General features: G+C 70.4%; 19 protein-coding genes. 14 read left to right on the plus strand and 5 right to left on the minus strand.

The features are described 5' to 3' along the window. Window positions 1–59 precede the first annotated feature (59 nt). Entirely contained in the window at window positions 60–656 is a 597-nt protein-coding gene (locus OHB41_RS18455) for an SACE_7040 family transcriptional regulator (protein ID WP_266699336.1), read from the minus strand. Window positions 657–755: 99 nt separating this feature from the next. Here OHB41_RS18455 and OHB41_RS18460 point away from each other — a divergent pair, with 99 nt between their 5' ends. The 10 genes from OHB41_RS18460 to OHB41_RS18505 all read left to right on the plus strand — a co-directional run bounded on the left by OHB41_RS18460 (window position 756) and on the right by OHB41_RS18505 (window position 14129). Further along, a complete protein-coding gene (locus tag OHB41_RS18460; RefSeq protein ID WP_266699337.1) occupies window positions 756–2372 on the plus strand; it encodes a carboxyl transferase domain-containing protein in 1617 nt (538 codons plus the stop codon). A gap of 13 nt (window positions 2373–2385) precedes the next feature. Then, window positions 2386–4314, plus strand: a complete 1929-nt coding sequence (locus OHB41_RS18465) for an acetyl-CoA carboxylase biotin carboxylase subunit (protein WP_266699338.1) — start codon at window positions 2386–2388, stop codon at window positions 4312–4314. Next, a complete protein-coding gene (locus OHB41_RS18470; RefSeq protein ID WP_266699339.1) occupies window positions 4311–5267 on the plus strand; it encodes a hydroxymethylglutaryl-CoA lyase in 957 nt (318 codons plus the stop codon). The genes OHB41_RS18465 and OHB41_RS18470 overlap by 4 nt, the downstream gene beginning before the upstream one ends. An 11-nt stretch (window positions 5268–5278) precedes the next feature. Beyond that, window positions 5279–6439, plus strand: a complete 1161-nt coding sequence (locus OHB41_RS18475; protein ID WP_266705961.1) for an acyl-CoA dehydrogenase family protein — start codon at window positions 5279–5281, stop codon at window positions 6437–6439. Between the two features lie 434 nt (window positions 6440–6873). Next, a complete protein-coding gene (locus OHB41_RS18480; protein WP_266699340.1) occupies window positions 6874–7926 on the plus strand; it encodes an ABC transporter substrate-binding protein in 1053 nt (350 codons plus the stop codon). A 40-nt stretch (window positions 7927–7966) separates the two neighbouring features. Continuing rightward, window positions 7967–8821, plus strand: coding sequence for a siderophore-interacting protein (locus tag OHB41_RS18485; RefSeq protein WP_266699341.1), 855 nt, complete (start codon window positions 7967–7969; stop codon window positions 8819–8821). Window positions 8822–9096: 275 nt separating this feature from the next. Further along, on the plus strand, window positions 9097–10539 hold the full coding sequence (gene desA / locus OHB41_RS18490) for a lysine decarboxylase DesA (protein ID WP_266699342.1): 1443 nt from the start codon (window positions 9097–9099) through the stop codon (window positions 10537–10539). Beyond that, entirely contained in the window at window positions 10523–11815 is a 1293-nt protein-coding gene (locus tag OHB41_RS18495; protein ID WP_266699343.1) for a lysine N(6)-hydroxylase/L-ornithine N(5)-oxygenase family protein, read from the plus strand. Before desA ends, OHB41_RS18495 begins: the two co-directional genes overlap by 17 nt. Then, complete coding sequence (locus tag OHB41_RS18500) at window positions 11812–12360, plus strand: GNAT family N-acetyltransferase (RefSeq protein ID WP_266699344.1); 549 nt, start codon at window positions 11812–11814, stop codon at window positions 12358–12360. Before OHB41_RS18495 ends, OHB41_RS18500 begins: the two co-directional genes overlap by 4 nt. After that, on the plus strand, window positions 12357–14129 hold the full coding sequence (locus OHB41_RS18505; protein ID WP_266699345.1) for an IucA/IucC family protein: 1773 nt from the start codon (window positions 12357–12359) through the stop codon (window positions 14127–14129). Before OHB41_RS18500 ends, OHB41_RS18505 begins: the two co-directional genes overlap by 4 nt. Before the next feature lie 54 nt (window positions 14130–14183). Here the strand turns inward: OHB41_RS18505 and OHB41_RS18510 are convergent, their stop codons facing one another. Next, window positions 14184–15770 carry a beta-N-acetylhexosaminidase gene (locus OHB41_RS18510; protein WP_323138381.1) on the minus strand — a complete coding sequence of 529 codons (1587 nt, stop codon included), beginning with the start codon at window positions 15768–15770 and terminating at the stop codon, window positions 14184–14186. Window positions 15771–15875: 105 nt separating this feature from the next. Here OHB41_RS18510 and OHB41_RS18515 point away from each other — a divergent pair, with 105 nt between their 5' ends. Further along, window positions 15876–16751, plus strand: coding sequence for a DUF4429 domain-containing protein (locus OHB41_RS18515; protein ID WP_266699346.1), 876 nt, complete (start codon window positions 15876–15878; stop codon window positions 16749–16751). 63 nt (window positions 16752–16814) lie between these two features. Here the strand turns inward: OHB41_RS18515 and OHB41_RS18520 are convergent, their stop codons facing one another. Continuing rightward, the gene (locus OHB41_RS18520; RefSeq protein WP_266705965.1) at window positions 16815–18383 is read right to left on the minus strand and encodes a purple acid phosphatase family protein; all 1569 of its coding nucleotides are present in this window, start codon (window positions 18381–18383) and stop codon (window positions 16815–16817) included. Between the two features lie 164 nt (window positions 18384–18547). Between OHB41_RS18520 and OHB41_RS18525 the strand changes: the two genes are divergently transcribed. Beyond that, window positions 18548–18805, plus strand: coding sequence for a hypothetical protein (locus OHB41_RS18525; protein ID WP_148008533.1), 258 nt, complete (start codon window positions 18548–18550; stop codon window positions 18803–18805). A gap of 13 nt (window positions 18806–18818) precedes the next feature. After that, the gene (gene glmS / locus OHB41_RS18530) at window positions 18819–20636 is read left to right on the plus strand and encodes a glutamine--fructose-6-phosphate transaminase (isomerizing) (RefSeq protein WP_266699347.1); all 1818 of its coding nucleotides are present in this window, start codon (window positions 18819–18821) and stop codon (window positions 20634–20636) included. Between the two features lie 112 nt (window positions 20637–20748). Here glmS and OHB41_RS18535 read toward each other — a convergent pair whose 3' ends face one another. Both OHB41_RS18535 and OHB41_RS18540 read right to left on the minus strand, forming a co-directional pair. Then, on the minus strand, window positions 20749–21318 hold the full coding sequence (locus OHB41_RS18535; protein WP_266699348.1) for a GPR1/FUN34/YaaH family transporter: 570 nt from the start codon (window positions 21316–21318) through the stop codon (window positions 20749–20751). A gap of 211 nt (window positions 21319–21529) precedes the next feature. Further along, complete coding sequence (locus tag OHB41_RS18540; protein ID WP_054232865.1) at window positions 21530–22057, minus strand: universal stress protein; 528 nt, start codon at window positions 22055–22057, stop codon at window positions 21530–21532. Window positions 22058–22405: 348 nt separating this feature from the next. Between OHB41_RS18540 and OHB41_RS52635 the strand changes: the two genes are divergently transcribed. Beyond that, on the plus strand, window positions 22406–23047 hold the full coding sequence (locus tag OHB41_RS52635; protein ID WP_526024933.1) for a hypothetical protein: 642 nt from the start codon (window positions 22406–22408) through the stop codon (window positions 23045–23047). Window positions 23048–23367: the final 320 nt, after the last annotated feature.

Below are 23367 nucleotides of genomic sequence, written 5' to 3' on the forward strand. Positions count from 1 at the left end.
GCCCATGACGCTCGTCACGCCGGAAACCGGAACCCGGCCGGCGCGCCCGGTCCGCCGGCTCACTCCGCCCCGGCCGCCGCCTCGAACGCCCCCAGGGCCATCCGGTGCAGCAGGGCCGCCGTCACCCCGCGCCCCGGCAGCGCACCCGGCCGCCCCAGGTGCGGCGTCGAGTTCAGCAGCCCGAACACCGAGTGCACCGCCGAGCGCGTGGTGGGTTCGGTGAGGGTCGGATACACCTCCCGCACGACCTCCACCCACAGCTCGACGTACTGCCGCTGGAGCTGCCGCACCAGCTTGCGGTCACTGTCCCGCAGGCGGTCCAGTTCGCGGTCGTGCAGGGTGATCAGGGGCCGGTCGTCGAGAGCGAAGTCGATGTGCCCCTCGATGAGCGAGTCGAGCAGCGCCTCCGGGCCGCCACCGGCCTCGGCCACCCGGCGCTTTCCCCCCGTGAGCAGCTGTCCGCTGATCCCGACCAGCAGCTCGGCGAGCATCGCGTCCTTGCCCGGGAAGTGCCGGTACAGACCGGGGCCGCTGATACCGACGGCCGCTCCTATCTCGTCCACGCCGACGCCGTGGAAACCGCGCTCGGCGAAGAGCCGCGCGGCCTCCTTGAGGATCTGCTCGCGTCGGGTGGGGGCGTCGGTTCTCGTGGCCATGAAAGCAATTCTAGACAGGGAGGTTAGCGGTCGTTAACCTGGACGACATGCGTTAACGCTCATTAACTGGTGGACCACTGGGCGAGGGGACCGCAGGACATGCAAGAAGCACCGGAGCTGACGAGCGCGGCCGATCCCGCGTCGGAGGCCTGGCGGGCCAACGAGGCGGCACATCACGCCCTCGGGGAGGAGCTGCGCGCCAAGCTCGCCGAGGCGCGGCTGGGCGGCGGCGAGCGGGCCCGCGCCCGCCACACCGCGCGCGGGAAGCTGCTCCCGCGCGAGCGGGTGGACCAGCTGCTGGACCCGGGATCACCGTTCCTGGAGCTGGCCCCCCTGGCGGCGCACGGGATGTACGAGGGACAGGCACCGGCGGCCGGAGTGATCGCCGGAATCGGCCGGGTCAGCGGCCGCGAGTGCGTGATCGTCGCCAACGACGCCACCGTCAAGGGCGGCACGTACTACCCGATGACGGTGAAGAAGCACCTGCGAGCGCAGGAGGTGGCGCTGGAGAACCGCCTCCCCTGCGTCTATCTCGTCGACTCCGGCGGCGCCTTCCTGCCCATGCAGGACGAGGTGTTCCCCGACCGCGAGCACTTCGGGCGGATCTTCTACAACCAGGCGCGGATGTCGGGAGCGGGAATCCCGCAGATCGCCGCCGTCCTCGGTTCGTGCACGGCCGGCGGCGCGTACGTCCCGGCGATGAGCGACGAGGCCGTGATCGTGCGCAATCAGGGCACGATCTTCCTCGGCGGCCCGCCCCTGGTGAAGGCCGCCACCGGTGAGGTCGTCACGGCCGAGGAGCTGGGCGGCGGCGAGGTCCACGCACGCGTGTCGGGCGTCACGGACCACCTCGCCGAGGACGACGCGCACGCACTGCGGATCGTCCGGAACATCGCGGCCACCCTCCCCGCACGCGGGGCGCTGCCCTGGGAGGTCGCACCGGCCGCGGAGCCCAAGGTCGACCCGTACGGCATCTACGGCGCCGTGCCCGTCGACTCCCGCACCCCCTACGACGTGCGCGAGGTCATCGCGCGCGTGGTCGACGGTTCGCGCTTCGCCGAGTTCAAGGCGGAGTTCGGGCAGACCCTGGTCACCGGTTTCGCCCGCATCCACGGACATCCGGTCGGCATCGTCGCCAACAACGGCATCCTGTTCTCGGAGTCCGCCCAGAAGGGCGCCCACTTCATCGAGCTGTGCGACCAGCGCGGCATCCCGCTGGTGTTCCTGCAGAACATCTCCGGCTTCATGGTCGGGCGCCAGTACGAGGCGGGGGGCATCGCCAAGCACGGTGCCAAGATGGTGACGGCGGTCGCCTGCACCCGCGTTCCGAAGCTGACCGTCGTGATCGGCGGCTCGTACGGAGCGGGCAACTACTCGATGTGCGGCCGGGCCTACTCGCCGCGCTTCCTGTGGATGTGGCCCGGCGCCAAGATCTCCGTGATGGGCGGCGAGCAGGCCGCCTCCGTCCTCGCGACCGTCAAGCGCGACCAGCTGGAGGCGCGCGGGGAGTCCTGGCCCGCCGAGGACGAGGACGCCTTCAAGGCCCCGATCCGCGCCCAGTACGAGCAGCAGGGCAGCGCCTACTACGCCACGGCCCGCCTCTGGGACGACGGTGTGATCGACCCGCTGGAGACCCGGCAGGTGCTGGGCCTCGCCCTGACCGCGTGCGCCAACGCGCCCCTGGGTGAACCCCAGTTCGGCGTCTTCCGGATGTGAGGGACCTCTGACCATGTTCGACACCGTTCTTGTGGCCAACCGCGGCGAGATCGCCGTCCGGGTCATCCGCACCCTGCGATCGCTGGGCGTGCGCTCGGTCGCCGTCTTCTCCGACGCGGACGCCGACGCCCGGCACGTGCGCGAGGCGGACACGGCGGTACGGATCGGCCCGGCGCCCGCCGCCGAGAGCTATCTGTCGGTGCCCGCCCTGCTGGAGGCGGCGGCGCGGACCGGGGCCCAGGCCGTGCACCCGGGCTACGGCTTCCTCGCGGAGAACGCCTCGTTCGCGCGCGCCTGCGCCGAGGCCGGTCTCGTCTTCATCGGCCCGCCCGCCGACGCGATCGCCCTCATGGGCGACAAGATCCGCGCCAAGGAGACGGTCCGGGCGGCGGGCGTCCCGGTCGTCCCGGGCTCCTCCGGCAGCGGTCTCACCGACGCCCAGCTGGCCGAGGCGGCACGGGAGATCGGCATGCCGGTGCTCCTGAAGCCGAGCGCGGGCGGCGGCGGCAAGGGCATGCGGCTGGTGCGGGACGCCGCTGACCTGGCCGACGAGATCGCCGCCGCCCGGCGCGAGGCCCGCGCCTCCTTCGGCGACGACACCCTCCTCGTGGAGCGCTGGGTCGACCGCCCCCGCCACATCGAGATCCAGGTCCTGGCCGACGGCCACGGGAACGTGGTGCACCTCGGCGAGCGCGAGTGCTCCCTGCAGCGCCGCCACCAGAAGATCATCGAGGAGGCGCCCAGCGTGTTCCTCGACGCCGCGACCCGGGCCTCCATGGGCGAGGCGGCGGTCCAGGCGGCCCGCTCCTGCGGGTACGAGGGCGCGGGCACCGTGGAGTTCATCGTCCCCGGCTCCGACCCGTCCTCCTACTACTTCATGGAGATGAACACCCGCCTCCAGGTGGAGCACCCGGTCACCGAACTGGTCACGGGACTCGACCTGGTGGAGTGGCAGCTCCGGGTGGCCGCCGGCGAGCGGCTGCCCTACGAGCAGCAGGACATCACGCTCACCGGGCACGCCGTCGAGGCGCGCGTCTGCGCGGAGGACCCCTCCCGCGGCTTCCTCCCGTCCGGCGGCACGGTGCTCTCCCTGCGCGAGCCGCAGGGCGACGGGGTGCGCACCGACTCGGGACTGAGCGAGGGCACGGAGGTCGGCAGCCTGTACGACCCGATGCTGTCCAAGGTCGTCGCCTACGGCCCGGACCGCGCGACCGCGCTGCGCAAACTGCGCGCCGCCCTCGCGGAGACGGTCACGCTCGGCGTCCAGACCAACGCGGGGTTCCTGCGCCGGCTGCTGGCCCACCCGGCGGTCGTGGCGGGCGAGTTGGACACCGGCCTGGTGGAGCGGGAGGCGGACGGCCTGGTCTCCGGTGACGTGCCGGAGGAGGTGTACGAGGCGGCCGCGGCCGTACGGCTCGACGCCCTGGAGCCCCGGGGCGAGGGCTGGAGCGACCCCTTCTCGGTGCCGAGCGGCTGGCGGCTCGGCGGCACTCCCGCGCCCGTGGGCTTCCACCTGCGGGTGCACGACCCCGTGGACCACGTCCCGCGCGGCACCCACACGGTCACCGCCGACCAGGTCTCCGTGACCCTCGACGGCGTACGCCACACCTTCCACCGGGCCGGTGACTGGCTCGGCCGCGACGGCGACGCCTGGCACGTCCGCGACCACGACCCGGTCGCCGCGTCCCTGACCGGTGCGGCGCACGCCGGGGCCGACTCACTGACCGCGCCCATGCCCGGCACGGTGACCGTCGTCAAGGTCGCGGTCGGGGACGAGGTGGCCGCGGGGCAGAGCCTGCTGGTGGTCGAGGCGATGAAGATGGAGCACGTCATCTCCGCCCCGCACGCGGGAACCGTCAGCGAACTGGACGTCACCCCGGGCACGACGGTCGCCATGGACCAGATCCTGGCCGTGATCACCCCGTACGAGGAGACGACATGAGCACCCCGGAACTCGGCCTCCCGATGGTCGTACCGGCCCAGGACCTGCCCGCGCGGGTGCGGATCCACGAGGTCGGCGCGCGCGACGGACTGCAGAACGAGAAGGCGACCGTACCGACCGAGGTCAAGGCCGAGTTCATCCGGCGCCTCGCCGACGCGGGCCTGACCACCATCGAGGCCACCAGCTTCGTCCACCCGAAGTGGGTGCCCCAACTGGCGGACTCGGAGCAGCTGTTCCCCCTGGTGAGCGACCTCGGCGACACGGCCGGGGTGCGCCTCCCGGTCCTCGTACCGAACGAACGCGGTCTCGACCGGGCCCTCGCCCTCGGCGCCCGCCATGTCGCCGTCTTCGCCAGTGCGACGGAGTCCTTCGCGAAGGCCAACCTCAACCGCACCGTGGACGAGTCGCTGGCCATGTTCGAGCCGGTGGTGTCCCGGGCCAGGGCCGACCGGGCGCACGTCCGCGGCTACGTCTCGATGTGCTTCGGCGATCCCTGGGAGGGCGCCGTCCCCATCCACCAGGTCGTGCGCGTGTGCAGGGCCCTGCTGGACATGGGCTGCGACGAGCTGAGCCTGGGCGACACGATCGGCGTGGCGACGCCGGGCCACGTCCAGAACCTGCTGGCCGAACTCAACGAGGAGGGCGTGCCGACCAGCGTGCTCGGCGTGCACTTCCACGACACCTACGGCCAGGCGCTCGCCAACACCCTGGCGAGCCTGCAGCACGGGGTGACGACCGTCGACGCGTCAGCGGGCGGCCTCGGCGGCTGTCCGTACGCGAAGTCCGCGACCGGCAACCTCGCCACCGAAGACCTCGTATGGATGCTTCAGGGCCTCGGTATCGACACCGGGGTCGACCTCGGCCGCCTCACCGCCACCAGCGTGTGGATGGCCGGACAACTGGGCCGACCCAGCCCGTCCCGCACCGTCAAAGCCCTCTCCCACCAGGAGTGAATCCCATGTCCCTGGACCACCGCCTCTCCCCCGAACTCGAGGAACTGCGCCGTACGGTGGAGGAGTTCGCGCACGACGTCGTGGCACCGAAGATCGGTGACTTCTACGAGCGGCACGAGTTCCCGTACGAGATCGTGCGGGAGATGGGCCGCATGGGCCTGTTCGGTCTGCCCTTCCCCGAGGAGTACGGCGGCATGGGCGGCGACTACCTCGCCCTCGGCATCGCCCTGGAGGAACTCGCGCGCGTGGACTCCTCGGTGGCCATCACCCTGGAGGCCGGCGTCTCGCTCGGCGCGATGCCGATCCACCTCTTCGGCACCGACGCGCAGAAGGCCGAGTGGCTCCCCCGCCTGTGCTCCGGCGAGATCCTGGGCGCCTTCGGCCTGACCGAGCCGGACGGCGGCTCGGACGCGGGCGCGACCCGGACGACGGCCCGGCTCGACCCGGACACGGACGAGTGGGTGATCAACGGCAGCAAGTGCTTCATCACCAACTCGGGCACGGACATCACGGGCCTGGTGACGGTCACGGCGGTCACGGGCCGCAAACCCGACGGCAAGCCGCTGATCTCCGCGATCATCGTCCCCTCCGGCACCCCCGGCTTCACGGTGGCCGCGCCGTACTCGAAGGTCGGCTGGAACGCCTCGGACACCCGTGAGCTGTCCTTCGCCGACGTCCGTGTCCCGGCCGCGAACCTGCTGGGCGAGGAGGGCCGCGGGTACGCGCAGTTCCTCCGCATCCTGGACGAGGGCCGCATCGCCATCTCGGCCCTGGCGACGGGACTGGCCCAGGGCTGCGTGGACGAGTCCGTGAAGTACGCCAAGGAGCGGCACGCGTTCGGCCGGAACATCGGCGCGTACCAGGCCATCCAGTTCAAGATCGCGGACATGGAGACGAGGGCCCACATGGCCCGCGTCGGCTGGCGCGACGCCGCCTCCCGGCTGGTCGCGGGTGAGCCCTTCAAGAAGGAGGCGGCGATCGCCAAGCTCTACTCCTCCACGATCGCCGTGGACAACGCCCGCGACGCCACGCAGATCCACGGCGGCTACGGCTTCATGAACGAGTACCCCGTGGCCCGCATGTGGCGCGACTCCAAGATCCTGGAGATCGGCGAGGGCACCAGCGAGGTGCAGCGGATGCTGATCGCGCGGGAGTTGGGGCTCACGGGCTGAGCGTCCCCCTGAGCCGAAGCCTTGTGAACAGCCCCCTGACCAGGACGCGTCCGCGCCGGTCAGGGGGCTGTTCGGCCCGGGGGCACGAGCGCCCGGCCTACGGCGGCGGCCCGAACCGCGCCCTCGTCGCCACCACTCCACCGGAACGGTCCGCGTCCGCGTCCGCGCAAGGGACGCGTCGACCCCCTGTCGGAGCGGGACGGACCTCGGCCCCTGGACGGCCGGCGCCCGCTCCGGCGACAGCCCGGTGACCAACTCCGGCACGTCGACGCCTCGAACGGCCTCGGCACGCTTCTCGGGCAGCGCTCCGGACCTGACGGGTGGCACCGGCGAGCGGCCGGCACCCGGACCCTGGACAAGTGGTGAGGTTAGGCTAACCTACCTTTGAACTTGTCCGGCGGGCGCTCCGCCCCGTGCCGAAAGCAGTCACTCTCATGTCCAACGCCCGTGCCACCCACCTCTCCCGCCGCGGCATCCTCGCCGCCGGCGGCGCCCTCGGCCTCGGTGCCGTCCTCGCCGCCTGTGGCGACGACGACGCGAAAAGCGGTGGCTCGGACTCGACGAGGGCGGCCGCCAAGTCCAAGTCCGGCCCCTGGACGTTCAAGGACGACCGCGGCACCACCGTGAAGCTCGACAGGACACCGGCGAACATCGTCGCCTTCACCGGTGTCGCCGCCGCGCTCCACGACTACGGCATCGAGGTCAAGGGCGTCTTCGGCCCGACCACGACCAAGGACGGCAAGGCCGATGTCCAGGCCGGCGACATGGACGTCACCAAGCTGACCGTGCTCGGCAACGAGTGGGGCCAGTTCAACATCGAGAAGTACGCGGCCCTCGCGCCCGACGTGCTGATCTCCACGATGTTCGACGCCGCGGGCACCCTCTGGTACGTCCCGGAGGAGTCCAAGGACAAGATCCTCAAGCTCGCGCCGAGTGTCGGCGTCTCCGTCTACGACCGCCAGATGCCGCAGTCCTTGGAGCGCATGTACGCGCTGGCCGAGTCCCTCGGCGCGGACGTGAAGTCCGCCGCGGTCGTCGAGGCGAAGAAGAAGTTCGAGACGGCCGCCGAGCGGCTGCGCAAGGCCGCCAAGGCCCGTCCGGAGATCAAGGTCCTGGCCGGCTCCGCGAGCCAGGACATCTTCTACGTCTCCGGCTCGAACCTCTCCATCGACCTCGAGTACTTCAAGGCGCTCGGCGTGAACATCGTCGAACCCTCCGCCAAGGCCCTGAAGGCCAGCGGCGGCTGGTTCGAGAACCTGAGCTGGGAGAACGTCGACAAGTACCCGGCGGACGTCATCATCATGGACGACCGCAGCTCGATCATCCAGCCGGCCGACATCACCGAGGCCACCTGGAAGAAGCTGCCCGCCGTCAAGGCCGGCCAGGTCATCGCCCGCTCCCCCGAGCCGATCATCTCCTACGACAAGTGCACCCCGCTGCTCGACAACCTCGCCGAGGCCATCGAGAAGGCCAAGAAGGTCGCCTGACACCCCGCCGCGCAACCCTGACCAGCACTCAGGAGTACTGATGACGACGGCCGTCGCCTCCCCGTTCCGTTTCTTCTCCCTCCAGGTCGTACGGACGAGGCGGCTCGGCCCGTCGCTGGTCCGGGTCTCCTTCGCGGGCGCCGACCTGGACGCCTTCGTCTCCGGCGGCCGGGACCAGAGCCTCTCGCTCTTCCTGCCGCACCCCGGCCAGACCGACCCCGCCGTCCCCTTCGAACGAGGGGACAACTGGTGGCAGGGCTGGCGCGAACTCCCGGAGGACGTGCGGGCGGTGATGCGCTCTTACACCCTGCGGGCGCTGCGCCGCGACGCCGGGGGCCGTACGACCGGGATCGACATCGACTTCGTGCTGCACGGAGTGGAGCCGGACGCCGAGGTCCCCGCCGGTCCGGCGTCCCGGTGGGCCTCACGTGCGGCGGCGGGTGACCGCGTGGTCCTGCTCGGCCCGGCGGTCGAGGACAACCGGGCGATCCGCTTCCGGCCGCCCGCCGACGCCGATCTGATCGTGCTGTGGGCGGACGAGACCGCGCTGCCGGCCGCCTCCGCCATCCTGGAGTCGCTGCCGGCCGGCACCCGGGTCCGGGCCTGGCTGGAGGTCCAGCACCACGAGGACGTCCAGGACCTGTCCGTCGCGGCCGACGCGGAGATCACCTGGCTCGTGCGCGACAGCGGCTCCCCCCTGGCCGCCGACGCCGTGCGGGCCGCCCGGATATCGTCCGCCGAGCGGCCGTACGCCTGGATCGCGGGCGAGTCCGGCTGCGTGAAGGAGATGCGCCGTCACCTCGTGCGCGAGCGTGGGATCGACCGCAGGCGCGTCACCTTCGTTGGCTACTGGCGGCGCGGGCTGACGGAGGAGCAGCTGCGCGAGGAGGAGTAGCGGAGGGACGGCCGCGCGGACGGGACGGGTACGCGCCCGCCCGCGCCGACGTGCCGCCCGCCGCGCCACCTACGGGTGAGGCCCGTCAAACAGAGGCGTACGTCACTGCCGAGAGCCGGGGAACAGGGTCGCGGAAGTAACTTAGGTTAGGCTAACCTAAGTTGAAAGACGCGACTCCGCCCCTCTCGTCTTCCCGCCCTCTCGCCCTCTCGCCCGAGCCGTCCCTCCGCCACGCCGCCCGGACGCTCCCTCTTCCCCGCACGGAGGACCCCCACATGCGCTCGCACCTGCTCAATGACAGGACCGCGGAGCGGTATCGCCGCTCCGTGACCGAAGGAATCGAGCGGGTGGCGGCCAAACTCGCCACCACCGACCGTCCGTTCACGGGCGTCACGGTCGACGCCCTCGCGCCCCGCATCGAACGGATCGACCTGGACCGCCCGCTGCACGACACCGGCGCGGTCCTCGACGAACTGGAGGAGGTCTACCTCCGGGACGCGATCTACTTCCACCACCCCCGCTACCTCGCACACCTCAACTGCCCGGTCGTCATACCGGCCGTGCTCGGCGAGGCCGTGCTGTCCGCCGTCAACTCCTCCCTGGACACCTGGGACCAGTCGGCCGGCGGCACCCTCATCGAGCGCAGGCTCATCGACTGGACCAACGAGCGCATCGGCCTCGGACCCGCCGCCGACGGCGTGTTCACCAGCGGCGGCAGCCAGTCCAACCTGCAGGCACTGCTGCTGGCCCGCGAGGAGGCCAAGACCGACAACCTCGCCCGACTGCGCGTCTTCGCCTCCGAGGCCGGCCACTTCAGCGTCAAGAAGTCGGCGAAACTCCTCGGCCTGAGCCCCGACTCCGTCGTGTCGATCCCCGTCGACCACGACAAGCGCATGCAGACCCTCGCGCTCGCCCGCGAACTGGAGCGCTGCAAGAACGAGGGCCTGGTCCCGATGGCGGTCGTCGCGACCGCGGGCACCACCGACTTCGGCTCCATCGACCCGCTGCCCGGGATAGCCGAGCTGTGCGCCCGGTTCGGGGCCTGGATGCACGTCGACGCCGCCTACGGCTGCGGACTGCTCACCTCGCTGAAGAACCGGGACCGCATCGACGGCATCGAGCGCGCCGACTCCGTCACCGTCGACTACCACAAGTCCTTCTTCCAGCCGGTGAGTTCGTCCGCCGTGCTGGTACGCGACGCCTCGACCCTGCGCCACGCCACCTACCACGCGGAGTATCTGAACCCGCGCCGCATGGTCGAGGAGCGCATCCCCAACCAGGTCGACAAGTCCCTGCAGACCACCCGCCGCTTCGACGCGCTCAAGCTGTGGATGACGCTGCGGGTGATGGGCGCCGACGGCATCGGCGAACTCTTCGACGAGGTCTGCGACCTGGCACAGGGGGGCTGGCGGCTCCTCGCCGCCGACCCGCGCTTCGACGTGGTGGTCGAGCCCTCGCTTTCCACCCTGGTCTTCCGGTTCATCCCGGCCGCCGTCACCGACCCGTCCGAGATCGACCGCGCCAACCTCTACGCCCGCAAGGCCCTGTTCGCCTCCGGTGACGCCGTCGTGGCGGGCACCAAGGTCGGCGGACGCCACTACCTGAAGTTCACCCTGCTCAACCCCGAGACGACGGTCGCCGACATCGCCGCCGTCCTCGGTCTGATCGCCGGCCACGCCGAGCAGTACCTGGGAGAGTCCCTTGACCGCGCTTCCTGAATTCGTCGAAGGCACCGGAAAGACGCACGACTTCGTAGGGATCGGTCTCGGCCCCTTCAACCTCGGTCTGGCCTGCCTGACCGAGCCGATCGCCGAACTGGACGGCGTCTTCCTGGAGTCCAAGCCGGACTTCGAATGGCACTCCGGGATGTTCCTGGAGGGCGCGCACCTGCAGACCCCGTTCATGTCGGACCTGGTGACCCTCGCCGACCCGACCTCCCCGTACTCCTTCCTCAACTACCTGAAGGAATCGGGCCGTCTGTACGCGTTCTACATCCGCGAGAACTTCTACCCGCTGCGGGTCGAGTACGACGACTACTGCCGCTGGGCCGCGTCGAAACTCTCCTGCGTCCGCTTCTCCACCACGGTCGCCGAGGTGACGTACGAGGACGCGGCCGGGGTCTACGCCGTACGGACCGAGGCCGGTGAGACCTACCGCGCCCGGCACCTGGTCCTCGGCACGGGCACCCCGCCGCACATCCCCGAGGCCTGCGCGGACCTCGGCGGGGACTTCATCCACAACTCCCGCTACCTGCGGCACAAGAGGGAGTTGCAGTCGAAGGAGTCGATCACGCTGGTCGGCAGCGGGCAGTCCGCCGCCGAGATCTACTACGACCTGCTCAGCGAGATCGACGTCCACGGCTATCGGCTGAACTGGGTCACCCGCTCCCCGCGTTTCTTCCCCCTCGAATACACCAAGCTCACGCTGGAGATGACCTCCCCGGAGTACATCGACTACTTCCACGCGCTGCCCGAGCAGACCCGCTACCGCCTCCAGACAGAGCAGAAGGGCCTGTTCAAGGGCATCGACGGCGAGCTGATCGACGCGATCTTCGACCTGCTCTACCAGAAGAACCTCGGTGGCCCCGTCCCCACCCGGCTGCTCACCAACTCGGCCCTGAACAGCGTGCGTCACGAGCACGGCGAATACACCCTCGGCCTGCGCCAGGAGGAGCAGGGCAAGGACTACGAGCTGCGTTCGGAAGGCCTGATCCTGGCCACCGGCTACAAGTACACCGAGCCCGCGTTCCTGGCACCGGTCCGCGACCGGCTGCGCTACGACACCCGCGGCAACTTCGACGTCGCCCGCAACTACGCCATCGACACCACCGGGCGCGGCGTCTTCCTCCAGAACGCCGGCGTGCACACGCACAGCATCACCAGCCCCGACCTGGGCATGGGCGCCTACCGCAACGCGTCCATCATCCGTGAGCTGCTCGGCACCGAGTACTACCCGGTCGAGAAGTCGATCGCGTTCCAGGAGTTCACCGTATGAGCCGCACCGGCATAGGCGTCCTCACCGTCCGCCCGCTCGATCCGATCCAGGACGCCGGGCTGCTGCACGGCTGGGTGACGCACCCCAAGTCCGCGTTCTGGATGATGCAGGACGCGAAACTGCACGACGTGGAGCGCGAGTACATGGCCATCGCGGCCGCCGAGCACCACCACGCGTACCTCGGGCTGCGCGACGGCGAGCCCGCGTTCCTGATGGAGAGGTACGACCCGCGCCACGTCGAACTGGTCGGCCTGTACGAGCCCGAGCCCGGCGACGTCGGCATGCACTTCCTGGTCGCGCCGACCGACACGCCCGTGCACGGTTTCACCCGGGCCGTGATCACGACGGTGATGAAGCACCTGTTCGCCGACCCGACGACCCGGCGTGTCGTCGTCGAGCCCGACGTGGGCAACACGGCCGTGCACGCGCTCAACGAGGCCGTCGGCTTCGTGGCCGAGCGGGAGATCCAGAAGCCCGAGAAGCGCGCCCTGCTGAGCTTCTGCACGCGGGAGCGGTTCGAGGCAGTGGTAGGAGCAGCCGTATGACCCTGTCCGACGCCGTGTCCCACCTCTCCCCCGAACGCTGGGAGCACGCCAACCGCCTCCTCGTCCGCAAGGCTCTCGCCGAGTTCGCCCACGAGCGGCTGATCACACCGGAGGGCGCCGGTGACGACGGATACGTCGTCCACAGCGACGACGGCCTGACCCGCTACGGGTTCACCGCGACCGTCCGCTCCCTCGACCACTGGCAGATCGACGCCGAGTCGATCACCCGTCACCGCGACGGGGCCGAACTGCCGCTCGCGGCACTGGACTTCTTCATCGAGCTGAAGAAGTCGCTCGGTCTGAGCGACGAGGTCCTGCCGGTCTATCTGGAGGAGATCTCCTCCACCCTCTCGGGCACCTGCTTCAAACTCACCAAACCGCAGGTCGCCTCGGCCGAACTCATCCGGGCGGGGTTCCAGGCGATCGAGACGGGCATGACCGAGGGCCACCCCTGCTTCGTCGCCAACAACGGGCGGCTCGGCTTCGGTGTCCACGAGTACCTGTCCTACGCGCCCGAGACCGCGAGCCCGGTCCGGCTGGTGTGGCTGGCCGCGCACCGCTCCCGGGCCGCGTTCACCGCGGGTGCGGGCATCGCGTACGAGTCCTTCGTACGCGAGGAGCTCGGCGAGCCGGCCCTGACACGGTTCGCCACCACGCTCACCGGCCAGGGGCTCGACCCGGAGGACTACCTCCTGATCCCCGTCCACCCGTGGCAGTGGTGGAACAAACTCTCGGTGACCTTCGCGGCCGAGGTCGCCCGGCGTCACCTGGTGTGCCTGGGCGAGGGGGACGACGAGTATCTGGCCCAGCAGTCGATCCGCACGTTCTTCAACACGTCGAGTCCCGAGAAGCACTATGTGAAGACCGCTCTGTCGGTCCTCAACATGGGCTTCATGCGCGGGCTTTCGGCCGCGTACATGGAGGCGACGCCGGCGATCAACGACTGGCTGGCCCAGCTCGTCGAGAACGACCCGGTGCTCAGGTCCACCGGCCTGTCGATCATCCGCGAACGTGCCGCCGTCGGTTACCGCCACCTGGAGTACGAGGCCGCCACCGACCGCTACTCGCCGTACCGCAAGATGCTCGCCGCCCTGTGGCGGGAGAGCCCGGTGGCCTCCCTCCAGGAGGGCGAGACCCTGGCGACGATGGCCTCCCTGGTCCATGTCGACCACGAGGGCGCCTCCTTCGCGGGCGCGCTCATCGAGCGGTCGGGGCTGACGCCGGTGGAGTGGCTGCGCGGCTATCTGCACGCCTACCTCACGCCGCTGCTGCACAGCTTCTACGCCTACGACCTCGCCTACATGCCGCACGGCGAGAACGTCATCCTCGTCCTCAGGGACGGTGCCGTGCAGCGCGCGGTCTACAAGGACATCGCGGAGGAGATCGTCGTCATGGATCCGCAGGCGGTGCTGCCGCCCGCGGTCGAGCGGATCCGCGTCGAGGTCCCCGAGGACAAGAAGCTCCTGTCGATCTTCACGGACGTCTTCGACTGCTTCTTCCGCTTCCTGGCGGCGAACCTCGCGGCCGAGGGCATCCTCGACGAGGACGTCTTCTGGCGGACGGTCGCCGAGTCGGTGCGCGCGTACCAGGACTCGACGCCCGAACTCGCGGACAGGTTCGCGCAGTACGACCTGTTCGCGCCCGAGTTCGCGCTGTCCTGCCTCAACCGGCTCCAACTGCGGGACAACCGGCAGATGGTGGATCTGTCGGATCCGTCCGGAGCGCTGCAACTGGTCGGCGCCCTGAGGAACCCGATCGCGGGCCGATGAGCCGGGGGGCTCAGGGGACGGTCCCCCTGAGCCCCACCTCCGTTTCACCGGATGTCAGACGCCGGGCCAGGGAACCTGCGGCGACCTGTAGTAGCCGATGCCCAGCGCTTCCCAGCGCGGCCCCTGGGCCGCGAGCCGCACCTTGTAGGTGTCCCAGTCGTGCGTCGAGGCGGGCGACCAGCCGAGTTCGGCCACTCCGGGCAGCCGCGGGAAGGCCATGTAGTCGATGTCCGCTCCGGTGACGAGGGTCTCCGTCCACAGCGGCGCCTCGACGCCCCGGATCGCCGACGCGGGCGCGCCGGGAAGGTAGGTGCCGGGATCCCAGTCGTACGCGCGCTTCACCTCGACCAGGCCCGCCCAGTCCTGCCCGAGCGGGGTGTCCTGCGTGTACTTCATGTCGAGGTAGATCCGGTCGGCCGGCGACAGCACGACCCCCGTCCCGTTCCGCGCGGCCTGCGCGACCTGCTCCTTCTCCGCGGCGCTGGTGTCGTCGAGCCCCCAGTACTGCGCGATCGCGCCCTTCGCCGGGGTGGCCCCGGTCAGCTGGTGCCAGCCGATCACCTTCTTGCCGTACTTGGCGACGAGTGGCTGCACCTTGTCCATGAAGGTCACGTAGTCGGCGTGGCTGGTGGAGTGGGCCTCGTCCCCGCCGATGTGGAGGTACTCGCCGGGCGTGAGCGCGGCCAGCTCCCGGATGACGTCGTCCACGAAGTCGTACGTCGCCGGCTTGGCCACGCACAGCGAGCTGAAGCCGACTTCGGTGCCGGTGTAGAGCGGCGGCGCGGTCCCGTCGCAGTTCAGCCCGGCGTACGAGGCGAGCGCGGCGTTGGTGTGCCCCGGCATGTCGATCTCCGGAACGACGTCCAGATAGCGCTCGGCGGCGTACCGCACGATCTCCCGGTACTGGGCCTTGGTGTAGAAGCCGCCGGGTCCGCCGCCGACCTGGGTGGAGCCGCCGTACGCGGCGAGCCGGGGCCAGGAGTCGACGGCGATGCGCCAGCCCTGGTCGTCGCTCAGGTGCAGATGCAGCTTGTTGATCTTGTACAGGGCCAGCTCGTCGATGTACCGCTCGACCTGGGCGACGGTGAAGAAGTGCCGGGAGACGTCCAGCATCGCGCCGCGGTAGCCGTAGCGCGGGGTGTCCTCGATGGTGCCGCCCGCGACCAGCCAGGGGCCCGGCTGCACGGAGTCGCTCTCGACGGCGGCCGGGAGGAGCTGGCGCAGGGTCTGCACGCCGTGGAAGAGACCGGCGGGTCTGCCCGCGGTGATGGTGATGCCGTTTCTGCCGCTGTCCAGCCGGTACCCCTCGGCACCCAGGCTCCGGTCACCGAGCCGCAGCCGGATGCCGCCGGTGCCCCGGTCGGTGACCGGCAGCCGGTAGCCGGTGGAGGGCCGCAGGACGCCGGCCAGGTACGCGCCGACCCGGCGGACCTCACGCGAGTCGTCGACCCGGATGCGGGTGTCCCGGGTGATGCCGTACGGTGACCCGCCCGCGTCGACCGAGGCGGGCGCCGGGACAACCCGGCCCAGCGGGACGGCTGTTCGGCCGGCAGCGGAGGATGTCGCGCCGACGACGGAGATGCTTGCGGCCGCCACGAGCAGCAGCGTACCGAGAAGGCGGGGCGTTCTGTGCTGTCTCACATGCGCTCCCTTCAGGTCCCACGAGCTGTCATGAGCCCCTTGGCTTCCCTGGGCTCCAATGGGTATAGACCACTCTGCCGCAGAGCCGGTGAAACAATCCCCCTCATGGCGGAAATCATCCAGAAGGACGGGACCTGGATCTTCGACGGCGACGCGCTGCGGCTGACTCCCGGGCGCGACAGGAACGTGAGCGTGCTCCGCAGGGCCCTGGGTGAACTCACCGTCCCGCTGGGGGCATTGGCCGGAATATCCTTCGAACAGGGCAAGCGCAGCGGGCGGTTGAGGCTCCGGCTCCGGGACGGCGCCGATCCGCTGCTGCAGGCCACCGGCGGCCGGCTCGCCGAGCCCAACGACCCGTACCAGCTGACCGTCGAGTCCGAGCGCTACGGCGTCGCCGAGTACATCGTGGACGAGGTCCGCAACGCGCTGCTCCTGGACCAGGTCCCGGCCGGTCCGGTCGACGGCTATCTGCTCCCCGGACCCGCTGTGCCGCTGTCCGCCTCCGCGGGCGACGGCACGGCGAGCTTCGACGGGGAGCAGGTGCGCCTGGAGTGGAACTGGAAGACCGAGGACGCGAAGGCGTCCGCCGGCGCCCGCCGCCTCGCGCTCCGCGACATCACGGGCGTCGAGTGGCACCCCGCGGTCGGCCTGGAGAACGGCTGCCTGCGCTTCACCGTGCGCGGCGCCGGGACCAAGGCTCCGCCGAAGTACGACCCGCACGCGGTGGAGCTGTGGGGCTTCAAGAAGGATCCGCTGATGGCGCTGGTCGCGGCGGCGGTGCAGGCGCGACTCGGCCATCCGGCGGCGCCCCCCGAGCGGCCACCGGTCAAGGACTCTCCGGCGATCCCGCACCCCGCCCCGGAGGCCGACCACGACGCCCTGTTGCGGCGCCTGCGCGAACTGGGCGACCTCCACAGGTCCGGCGTCCTGACGGACGACGAGTTCGCCCTGGCCAAGCAGGCGGTCCTCAGGCGCATGTGAGCACCGGCGGATCGAGGACCGCCCGCGGCGCGTACGCCCCGGCTCGCGGGCGTACGGGGTGGCCTACTTGGCCCGGCGCGCCACCGTGAATTGGTCGACCTCTTCACCGGTCTCGGCGATGCCGCGCACCTTCAGCGTGGTCAGGCGGCCCTTCGACGCGGGGGTGACGTCCACGCGCAGGAACGAGTAGTTGAGGTAGCGCACCCGCGACCAGGCGACCGTCTCGTTCTGCTTGCCGTCCTTCAGGTTGATGAAGGAGGCGACCGAGTCGACCTCGTTCTCGTGACCCTCGTACGACTCCGCCGCGGTGAACGCGTACAGGCTGCGTCCGGCCGCGCCCGCCGTCACGTACACGACACCGTCGGTCTCCGGGTACGCCGTGCCGCCGATCGGCAGCTTCTTCGTGACCGCGTTGCCCTTGAGGACGTCCGTGCGCTCGTACTGGTGGTTGTGACCGTTGATCACCAGGTCCACCGTGTACTTCTCGAACAGCGGCACCCACTCCTGTCGCACGCCCCCCTCCGAGGCGTGCGCCGTGGAGGTGCAGTAGGCGCAGTGGTGGAAGAAGACGACCACGAAGTCGACGTCCCTGGCTGCCCGGAACTTCTTGAGCTGCCCCTCCAGCCACTTGGTCTGGGTCCCGCCGGAGATGCCGAGGTTGGCCGGGATCTCGAACGAGATGTCGTTGGCGTCCAGCGAGATGATCGCCGTGTTGCCGTAGACGAAGGAGTACACGCCCGGGAGGTTCTTCGCGTCCGGGCCGTTGTCCGGGAGGTTCCAGCGGGCCTCTTCGCCGCCGTAGCCGTTGGGCGAGTACCAGGCCTCCATGTCGTGGTTGCCGTACGCCGGCATCCACGGCACCTGCTTGGCGACCGTCTCGGTCTGGGCGAGGAACTGGTCCCAGATGCGCGAGTCGAAACCGGCGTCGTCCGTCTTGCCCGCGCCGGCCGGGTCCGCGTACGCGATGTCGCCGGCGTGCAGGTGGAAGGCCGGGTTCTGGCCGAGCAGCAGGGCGTCGTTGGCGAGGCCGTGGTAGCCGACACCCTCGTCGCCGAAGGCCGTGAAGGTGAACGGCTCGGCGTGCGCGGGCGCGGTGGTGAAGGTGCCGAGGGTGCCCAGCAGGTGGGGCGCGGCCGGGTCGAAGCCCGCGTGGCCGACGCCGTAGTAGTACGTCTTGCCGGGGCGCAGGTGGGTGAGCTTGGCGTGCAGGTAGTACTGCGTGTGGTCGCCGCTCGCGCCGACGCCGGCCGGGGTGTAGAGCGTGCGCACCTCGGCCTCGATCTTGCGGGAGAGGTCCCAGGGGTGGGCGCCGATACGGATGAAGGGCTTCTTCACCGCGGTCGGGACCTGCCAGGAGACCGTGATCTCCGTGCGCGGGTCGTTGCCGAAGGCGAGGTGGCGGCCGAAGGGCGCGACGAGGGCGCCGTCGACCTTCTCGGCGGCCGGGGCCGCGGTGGCCCGGGTCGGGACCGCGGCCTGCGCCACGGCGCCCGGCACGAAGGCACCGCCCGCGACGGCGCCGAGGGTCACGGCTCCGCCTCTGATCATGTTGCGCCGCGAGAACTTGGCGCGGAGATACTCGTGCTGCTCGGCCATGCTCATGTGCTCGGCGAGCTTCTCCGGTACGCCCATGCGTGGAGTGTCCATGGGCTCAGAAGTTGCTCCCGGCAATCGACGCGGCGCAAGACGGAGTATGGACAGATCGCAAACAGCGGCCCATAAGAGATTCAACAGCCGCTTGCCCGATATCGGGCAGGATTCTTGCGAATCGGCTCCTCGTACTCCAGGATCATCGGGTGCACGACGAACTTGCGGATCATCTGACGCGCTCCACGCCCCTGAACCGGGGCGAGGCGCTGCGGGTGATCCAGGACGTGCTCGCCTACTTCGACGAGCCGACCGAGGAGTACGTCCGCCGCCGCCACCGCGAGCTCCAGGCCCAGGGCTGGGTCAACACGGCGATCTTCGAACGGATCGAGGCGGACCTGAAGTACCGAGCGGTCGCGCCGCCGGAGCTCACGCTCAGGCAGTTGCGCCGCATTGTCTACGGCTGAGGAATACGTATATATGTGCGGAATCGTCGGATACATCGGCAGGCGTGACGTGGCTCCGCTGCTGCTCGAAGGTCTGCAGCGGCTGGAGTACCGCGGCTACGACTCGGCGGGCATCGTCGTCACCACGCCGAAGTCGGCCGGCCTGAAGATGGTCAAGGCCAAGGGCCGGGTCCGCGACCTGGAGGCCAAGGTCCCCGCACGCTTCAAGGGCACCACCGGCATCGCCCACACCCGCTGGGCCACCCACGGCGCCCCCTCCGACGTCAACGCGCACCCGCACATGTCGGCCGACAACAAGGTCGCGATCGTCCACAACGGCATCATCGACAACGCCGCCGACCTGCGGAAGAAGCTCGAGGCCGACGGGGTCGAGTTCCTCTCCGAGACCGACACCGAGGTCCTCACCCACCTCATCGCCCGCTCCCAGGCCGATACCCTGGAGGAGAAGGTCCGCCAGGCGCTGCGCGTGATCGAGGGCACCTACGGCATCGCCGTGATGCACGCCGACTTCCCCGACCGCATCGTGGTGGCCCGCAACGGCTCCCCGGTCGTCCTCGGCATCGGCGAGAAGGAGATGTTCGTCGCCTCGGACATCGCCGCCCTGGTCACCCACACCCGGCAGATAGTGACGCTGGACGACGGCGAGATGGCGACCCTCAAGGCCGACGACTTCCGCACGTACACCACCGAGGGCACCCGGACGACGGCCGAGCCGACCACCGTGGAGTGGGAGGCCGCGTCGTACGACATGGGCGGCCACGACACGTACATGCACAAGGAGATCCACGAGCAGCCCGACGCCGTGGACCGCGTGCTGCGCGGCCGCATCGACGACCGCTTCTCCACCGTGCACCTCGGCGGCCTGAACCTGGACGCCCGCGAGGCGCGTCAGATCCGCCGTGTGAAGATCCTCGGCTGCGGCACCTCGTACCACGCGGGCATGATCGGCGCCCAGATGATCGAGGAACTGGCCCGCATCCCCGCGGACGCCGAGCCGGCCTCCGAGTTCCGCTACCGCAACGCCGTGGTCGACCCCGACACGCTGTACGTCGCGGTCTCCCAGTCCGGTGAGACGTACGACGTCCTGGCCGCCGTCCAGGAACTGAAGCGCAAGGGCGCGCGGGTCCTCGGCGTGGTCAACGTCGTCGGCTCGGCGATCGCGCGCGAGGCGGACGGCGGCATGTACGTGCACGCGGGTCCCGAGGTCTGCGTCGTCTCGACGAAGTGCTTCACCAACACCACCGTCGCCTTCGCGCTGCTCGCGCTGCATCTCGGCCGTACCCGTGACCTGTCGGTCCGTGACGGCAAGCGGATCATCGAGGGGCTGCGCAGGCTGCCCGGGCAGATCTCCGAGATCCTGGAGCAGGAGGACGAGATCAAGAAGCTGGCCGAGCAGTACGCCGAGGCCCGCTCGATGCTCTTCATCGGCCGGGTCCGCGGCTACCCGGTGGCCCGCGAGGCCTCTCTGAAGCTCAAGGAGGTCTCGTACATCCACGCCGAGGCCTACCCGGCCTCCGAGCTCAAGCACGGTCCGCTGGCGCTCATCGAGCCCGCGCTGCCGACGGTCGCGATCGTGCCCGACGACGACCTGCTGGAGAAGAACCGCGCCGCCCTGGAGGAGATCAAGGCGCGCAGCGGCAAGATCCTCGCGGTCGCGCACCAGGAGCAGGAGAAGGCCGACCAGACGATCGTCGTCCCGAAGAACGAGGACGAGCTGGACCCGATCCTGCTGGGCATCCCGCTGCAGCTTCTCGCCTACCACACGGCGCTGGCGCTCGGCCGGGACATCGACAAGCCGCGCAACCTCGCGAAGTCGGTGACGGTCGAGTAGGACCGCCCGTTCACGGCTCCCCGGACATGAACGGCCCCCTGTGCGCGCCACCTTCGCACGGGGGGCCGTTCCTTCCAGGCCGGAGCCGCCTGTACCCCGGCCCGCGCCGGGCTCAGCCGGTGGCCGTCACCCCCCGGCCGGCGGCGCGTCCGGGAAGGGCGGTGGGCCAGTGGGCGAGCGCCGCCGTGGCCGCGTACCAGGCGACCAGGCCGCCGGCCGCGGCGAACCAGCCGCCGGCCTTGGCGAGGGCGGCACTGTCGCCGAACCGACCGACGGCCAGCAGGAGCAAGGCCACGAACAGCAGCGCGTACGTCCCCCGGGCGAGCAGCGGGGCGCCGCTCGCGCCGGCGGTCAGGCTCAGCGCGACGAGTGCGAACAGCAGCATGAAGAGGCCGGTGGCGTTGGCGGACATCCGCCCGTCGGAGGTGACGCCCCAGGTGAACCAGAACGCGCCGAGTGCCGTGAACGCCGTACCGGTGAAGGCGTCGCGGTCACGGAAGGCGAACAGGCCCGCGACGAAGAGCGCGATCCCGCCGACGTACGTGGCGAGGGAGACGGAGTCGGCCGCCGTCACGCCGTCGATCACCCGGGTGTTCCCGAGGCCGAAGAGCAACAGGGTCAGTCCGAGGGCGAGTTGGCCGAGAGTCGAGGTGGTGCTTCCCGAGGGGACGTCATTGTCCACGGCGGGCTCCCTTCATGCGGGTGCAGTCGTGCTGCGCGGTGCCGGCCGAGGGATGGGGCCGGTGACCGGTATGTACCCTTCACAAAGGCACAATCCACCTTGTCGCGCGAGTGGATTCACGCGTTTTCGGACGCGTGTCAAAGGGAGTTGACGGTCTGCCAGGAGATTGACCGGATCACCCCGCCTGGAACGACGGCGAGTTGACGACCGGTCAGGGAATGACGATCACCGGGCGCTGCGCGCGCTTCGCCAACCGCCCCGCCACCGAGCCGAAGATGCGCCCGACGATGCCGTGCGTGGAGCCGACGACGATGGCGTCCGCCTCGTACTCGCGCCCCACCTCTTCGAGTTCGTGGCAGATGTCTCCGCCGCGCTCGACGAGGATCCAGGGCACCTCGGCCAGGTACTCGGCGCAGGCGAGCTCGAGTCCGAGCACCTCGGTGCGATGGTCGGGCACGTCGACGAAGACCGGTGGTTCACAGCCCGCCCACACCGTGGTGGGCAGCCGGTTCGCGACATGCACGATGATCAGGCCCGAGCCCGAGCGATGGGCCATCCCGATCGCATAGGCGAGGGCGCGCTCGCTGGACGTCGAACCGTCGAAACCGACGACGACGCCGTGCTTGAAGGCGGGATCGCAGGACTGGCGGGGTTCTTCCGCCGCCAGGGGCTCGGCCGCCGTGGGATCGGCGAGCGGGCGCTTGCGGTCCGCGGGATCGAAGAATTCGTGACCGGCCATGGGTATCTCGGCGTTTGGATCCTCGTGGTGGGGACGACAACGATCGGCAGAGCTGTGTCCGGGAATCATCTTCCCAACCCCATACCCCCAAGGGTACGGCGGCACGCCTCCTCTGCCCAGATACCGCGCGCACTGTGCGGCGTTCCCCGGAGCATGCATGAGAGGCGCCCGTAACGCAATGGTTGCTGCCCCGTACAGGCGGTTTGCGCAGGGTTCACCCAGGGATGCACCCCCGGCGCGGGACCGCAGACCGGTGGCCGGGCAGTGACCGGCCGGTCGAACACGCGTTGAACAGGTGAGCCACCGCCATGGAGAGCAATGGAGTACCAGGGAACCAGGGAGCAGACCGTGCCCGGACCAGAGACCGTGTCCCGCCCCTCCTCCGGAGCGCGCTCCGAGCCGCCCCCCGCGCCGGACGCGGCGAGCGAGGTGGCGCGCTGGGCGGCCTTCAGCTGCGTCCTCGTCCCGGTCGTCCTCGTCTGGTTCGGCACCTCGCTCGCCGGGGCGGCCGGTACGGCGCTGGGCCTGGCCGCCGTGACCGCGGCGTGCCTGGTGCTGCTGCGCCAGTCCGAACGGGGCGCCGCGCGCATGCGCGCCGGCGAGCGGGCCCCGCACCGCGCGCCGCGGCACGGCAGGTGCGGTCCGCGGGAGCGCGGATCCCGGGAGCGGACACATCGGGACCGGGGCGGGCGCGACCGGGACGGGGGCGGGCGGGACCGGGGCGGGCGGGACCGGGGCCGGGACGGATGGGATCCTGCCGCTCGGAATCCCGTCGCCCGGGATCTCGCCGTCGGCGCGCGGGATCGCGACGGGGGAGATCGCGTCACGGGAGTTCCCGGGCCCGGCGTCGGTCCCGGGGTCGCTCCGGCGCCGGCTCCCGGCGCGCAGGATGTGGCCGACACGCACATCATGAACGGCTTGCCGGGCAGGAGTGGCGCGGGGGCGCACAGGGGCGGACGCCGCGGTACGGGAAAGAAGCCGGTCGACTGACCGGTTTGCGCGCACGCCCCCGCTTCTTTTCAGCCAACTTCGGCCTCCCGGGCATCCCTTGCCGGAACGACCCCCCAACCCGCGTTCGACCTGCGGCTAAAGGCCCCTGGAGGGCTCGTGCACCCTATGTGGATTGGCCACTGACACGAGGCGCACTTCCCTGCACGGCCCACGAGTGCAACGCTTCGTGATCGAATGCTTCACGCCAAGTTGCCATGTCGACATTCTGTCGAGTGTCGAAGTGGTCACCCAGGCGTGACGGGACACAGTAGATTCGATCTTGACTGTCTTACGGCGGGGGACTCGTGCAGGACCGAGGG

Origin of the sequence: Streptomyces sp. NBC_01571, assembly GCF_026339875.1 — a bacterium.
Classification (GTDB): domain Bacteria; phylum Actinomycetota; class Actinomycetes; order Streptomycetales; family Streptomycetaceae; genus Streptomyces.

Excerpts from the sequence above, each read along its gene's own strand:
- OHB41_RS18485 (WP_266699341.1), top strand. The coding sequence starts at position 7,967 with ATGACGACGGCCGTCGCCTCCCCGTTCCGTTTCTTCTCCCTCCAGGTC.
- OHB41_RS18470 (WP_266699339.1), top strand. The coding sequence starts at position 4,311 with ATGAGCACCCCGGAACTCGGCCTCCCGATGGTCGTACCGGCCCAGGAC.
- OHB41_RS18455 (WP_266699336.1), bottom strand. The coding sequence starts at position 656 with ATGGCCACGAGAACCGACGCCCCCACCCGACGCGAGCAGATCCTCAAG.
- OHB41_RS18465 (WP_266699338.1), top strand. The coding sequence starts at position 2,386 with ATGTTCGACACCGTTCTTGTGGCCAACCGCGGCGAGATCGCCGTCCGG.
- OHB41_RS18515 (WP_266699346.1), top strand. The coding sequence starts at position 15,876 with ATGGCGGAAATCATCCAGAAGGACGGGACCTGGATCTTCGACGGCGAC.
- OHB41_RS18540 (WP_054232865.1), bottom strand. The coding sequence starts at position 22,057 with ATGGCCGGTCACGAATTCTTCGATCCCGCGGACCGCAAGCGCCCGCTC.
- OHB41_RS18480 (WP_266699340.1), top strand. The coding sequence starts at position 6,874 with ATGTCCAACGCCCGTGCCACCCACCTCTCCCGCCGCGGCATCCTCGCC.
- desA (WP_266699342.1), top strand. The coding sequence starts at position 9,097 with ATGCGCTCGCACCTGCTCAATGACAGGACCGCGGAGCGGTATCGCCGC.
- OHB41_RS18500 (WP_266699344.1), top strand. The coding sequence starts at position 11,812 with ATGAGCCGCACCGGCATAGGCGTCCTCACCGTCCGCCCGCTCGATCCG.
- OHB41_RS18460 (WP_266699337.1), top strand. The coding sequence starts at position 756 with ATGCAAGAAGCACCGGAGCTGACGAGCGCGGCCGATCCCGCGTCGGAG.
- OHB41_RS18505 (WP_266699345.1), top strand. The coding sequence starts at position 12,357 with ATGACCCTGTCCGACGCCGTGTCCCACCTCTCCCCCGAACGCTGGGAG.
- OHB41_RS18520 (WP_266705965.1), bottom strand. The coding sequence starts at position 18,383 with ATGGGCGTACCGGAGAAGCTCGCCGAGCACATGAGCATGGCCGAGCAG.
- glmS (WP_266699347.1), top strand. The coding sequence starts at position 18,819 with ATGTGCGGAATCGTCGGATACATCGGCAGGCGTGACGTGGCTCCGCTG.